Raw genomic sequence first — 4,326 nt, 5'->3', positions numbered from 1 at the left:
CCGTTGTCCGACAAGGAACTCGGCGGATTCTCCCACGATCACGCCGACCGCCTCGATCATCCCGCGTACGTGATCTACACGTCCGGATCGACCGGTAAACCCAAAGGTGTGGTGACCGGTTATCGCGGCCTGACCAATATGTACGTCAACCACCTCGACGAGATCTTCCGGCCCGCGGTGGCCCGCTCCCGGTTCGACCGGCTGCACATCGCACACACGGTGTCGTTCGCATTCGATATGTCGTGGGAGGAGTTGCTGTGGCTCACCTACGGCCACACCGTGCACGTGTGCGACGAGGACCTGCGCCGCGATCCACGTGACCTCGTCGCCTACTGCGACACCCACACGATCGACGTCATCAATGTGACGCCCACCTACGCCGAATACCTGATCTCAGCGGGACTTCTGAACGGCGAAACCTTCGGCGGAGCAACAGATTCACACCGACCCGCACTCGTATTGCTCGGCGGTGAGGCCGTGGGTACCGGGGTATGGGACGCGCTGCGCGACGCCGACGGTACCGAGGGTTACAACCTGTACGGACCTACTGAGTACACAATCAACACCCTCGGCGGCGGCACCGACGATTCGGCCACACCCACCGTCGGCAGACCCATCAGCAACACCGTCGGCCATCTGCTTGACCCGTGGCTGCGTCCGGTGCCGCCGGGAGTACCGGGTGAGCTGTACGTCGAGGGTGACGGCCTCGCGCGCGGCTACGGGGGCCGGCCCGAGCTGACCGCCGCGAGTTTCGTCGCACACCCGGACAACCCCGGCGAACGGCTGTACCGCACAGGCGATCTGATGCGCAGACGGGCCGACGGGCTTCTGGATTACCTGGGCCGCACCGACTTCCAGGTCAAGGTGCGCGGCTACCGCGTCGAGCCCGCCGAGGTCGAAGCCGTGCTCGCGGCCGTCGACGGAGTCCTGCACGCCGCCGTTGTGGCACGCACCGATAGCGCCGGGACACCCTCGGCCACAACGACACTGGACGGATACGTGGTGTCCGACGGCGCTCTGCCGCCGATCCCGCAGATCCGGCGGCAACTGGCTGAGAAACTCCCGGCGTACATGGTGCCGTCGACGATCACCGAGATCGACGAGATCCCGGTCAACGTCAACGGAAAACGGGATGTGTCCGCGCTCCCCGAACCTGTGACGGTCCTCGGCGGTGCCGGCCGCGCCGCTTCGATGCTGGAACGGGTACTCGCCGAGATCGCCGCGGGTGTCTTCGGTGTCGACGACGTGGCCCCCGACACCAATCTGTTTGATCTCGGTGCGCATTCGCTGCAACTGATGACGTTCGCCGACGCCGTGCGGAGCAGGCTCGGCGTCGAGCTCAAGGTGGCGGACGTATTCACCAATCCGTCGATCGCGGGTTTGGCCGCGGTGCTCGGCGGAGACTCCGATACCGGCTCGCAGCTGCGGGTTCCTCTGATCGGCTTCCGTCAGGCGGGGGCCGACACTCCGGTGTTCGTCCTGCCGCCGGGCACGGGCCTGGGCTGGCGGTATGGGCAGTTGCTCGCGCACATCCCCGATTCGCGGGGCGTATTCGCCGTGCAGTCACCGGCGATCGCGAGCATCGAGGTCAGTGCCGACCTTGATTCGGCGGCAAGATATTTCGCCGAACAGATCGACCGGGCGGCTCCAGCCGGGCCGGACGGAACAAGGCCGCCGGTGACGCTGCTCGGCTGGTCGTTCGGTGGCTCGGTGACCACCGCGGTCGCGGCAGCACTGGCCGAGCGCGGCCGCGCGGTCGAGTCGCTGGTGCTTGTCGACGCGTTCGCCCGCTCCCCCGCCGAGTATTTCGAATATGTCGACACGATCTCCCCCGCAGCCGCGGCATTGGCGGCGATCGACGTTCCGGTTCCGCCCGAACTCGCGCCGGAGCTGACGGTCGAACAGGCCGTCGAGGTGGTGCGCGGCAGCGATTCCGTGTTCGCCGGGCTGGGCGCCGACTACGTCGAATCCATCGTGGAATCGAATATGTGGGCGTTGACGGTGATGCGGGAACTACATCCGCCGGCCGCACCCGTCGACATCCCGGTGCTGTACGTCGAGGCCGATCCCCCGTTCTCATACAACACGTGGTCCGGGATGCTGGATGTGAAACAGCATGTGCACGTTGAGTATCCGCATCCGCAGATGCTCAACCCCGACGCGGTGCGCACGTGGGGGCCGCACCTGGCCGCCTTCCTGGAGCGGTGACATGACCCATCCGATCCCATTGACCTGCGCCCAGGCCGGACTGTGGTTCGGCCAGACACTGGCCCCCGACAATGCGACGTTCAACGTGTGCGACGCCATCGAGATCCCGGGCGAGGTGGACGTCGAATCACTGGCGCGCGCAGCACAATCGGCTGTCGCCGAGTCCGATACGCTGACCACGCGGCTGGTCGAGACCGGTACCGGGTGGCGTCAACTGCCCGGCGGCTTCGACCTTCCGCTGCCCACCGTCGTCCACAGCGATGCCGACGATCCGTGGCCGACGATCACCGCGCAGGTCCGCGAGTGGACCGGCAGTGCGCACGATCTACGCGCCGTACCCGGTGTGCACCAATGGATCATCAGCGCACCGGGCCGCACGTTCTGGGTGCTGGCCGTGCATCACGCGCTGATCGACGCGTACGGCCTGTCGCTGGTGTTCAACCGGGGTGCAGCTCTGTACGGGCATCTGGTGGCGGGAACAAGGGATACCGCCATCCCTCTCGATTCCATCGCCAAGGTGGTCGACGGCGACCTCGACTACCTGTCCTCCGACGCCTATGCCGCCGATGCCGCATTCTGGTCCGACCGGCTCGACAGCGCCCCCGAAACGGGAACGTCGGGGCAGGCCGACGCCGTACGCACGCTGCGGACCAGGTTGCCGCAGATGCCCGGCAACTGGACCGTCGCGGTCACCGCGGGCGTCGCCGGATATCTGGCCCGAGTACGCGGTGACGCCGAGATAAGCCTCGGTTTTCTGCTGATGAACCGGCTCGGCTCACCGTCGGCGCGGGTGCCCACTGTGTCGGTCAACCTTGTCCCGCTGCGGGTGCCGACCGCCGCCGGCGACAGCGTCGCCGAGATCATCGCCGGCACCGGATCCGCAATCGCAGAACTGAGCCGGCATCAGCGCTACCGAGGCAGGCCGGTGGGCACCGAACCCACCCTCACCGGCGGTTTCAGCCGATTCGCCGGCACCGTCGTCAACGCCAAACCGTTCGCGCCGTCAGTCCGTTTCGACGGCCGCGACGCCGTCCAGCATTCCATCGAACGCGGCCCGGTACAAGACTTTTCGGTTACTGTCGCCCCCACCGGCGACGGCGAGCTGAGCCTGCTCATCGACGCCGATGCCGACCGCTACGACGAGGCTGCGCTGTCGCGGCTGTCCGGCGGCATCGCCCGCTTCCTGGTGGCTTTCACCGACCCCGCATCTGCGGCCACCCGGCTGGCGGCGATGCCCGTGATCACCGACGATCAGGTCGACGAAGCGACCCGCCTCGGCCGCGGCGACCCCAACCCCGGCGCCTCGTCGATGATCGAGACATTCGACGCGACAGTCGCCGCGCATCCCGATGTACCGGCGATCGTCGCGCCGGACGCCACCTGGACGTTCACCGAATTGGCCGCTCGCACTCGAGCATTAGCCCGTTCACTGCGGGCGGCCGGGGTACGTGCCGACGACCCGGTGGCGATCGTCGCCGACTCGTCTGCCGCGACGGTCGCCGCGATCCTGGCAGTGTGGCGGGCGCACGGTGCGTTCGTCCCCATCGATCCCCGCTATCCGGCCGACCGGGTCAGGCACCTGCTCACCGACTGCCGGGCGCGGGTGTTGCTGGTCACCGAAACGACCCGCGAACTGGCCGCACAGCACCTTCCGGCCGATGCGACACTCATCGACCTCGATGCGACCGACTTGCCGGGTGAATCGGAAGTGTCTCTGCCGCAGGGATATCCACATCCGGAGAATGCCGCCTACGTTATCTACACGTCGGGATCGACAGGCCTGCCCAAGGGCGTGGTGATCCCCCACCGTGCCGTGACGACGCTCCTCGGCTCCCACCGGCATTTCACGATGCCGGACAAGCCCATCCGGATCCTGAGCACCCATACCTTCTCCTTCGACTCAGCCGTGGTGCCGCTGGCGTGGATGTGTTTCGGGCATCACCTGCACCTGATCGACCGCGGCGACGTCACCGACCCGGATATCGTCATCGACTTCATCCGTTCCCACCGGATCGACTACGTGGACGCGGTGCCCGCACTACAGGCCGAGTATGTGCGTGCGGGTCTGGTGAATCCTACTGGTGGTGAACATGTTCCGCGATGGCTCTCAACGGGCGG

Annotated in this window: 2 protein-coding genes; both read left to right on the top strand. The window is 67.0% G+C overall.

The window, feature by feature from the left end; all coding sequences use genetic code 11:
* Positions 1-2,208: AMP-binding protein (locus tag KDB67_RS04925; protein ID WP_291013103.1), on the top strand; the 2,208-nt coding region annotated here is incomplete at its 5' end.
* A 1-nt stretch (position 2,209) separates the two neighbouring features.
* Positions 2,210-4,326: AMP-binding protein (locus tag KDB67_RS04920; protein ID WP_291013101.1), on the top strand; the 2,117-nt coding region annotated here is incomplete at its 3' end.

This window comes from Gordonia sp. (in: high G+C Gram-positive bacteria), assembly GCF_020438995.1.
Lineage (GTDB): Bacteria > Actinomycetota > Actinomycetes > Mycobacteriales > Mycobacteriaceae > Gordonia.
Note: the sequence above shows the minus strand (reverse complement) of the source record. Positions and strands in the feature narration are given on the sequence as shown.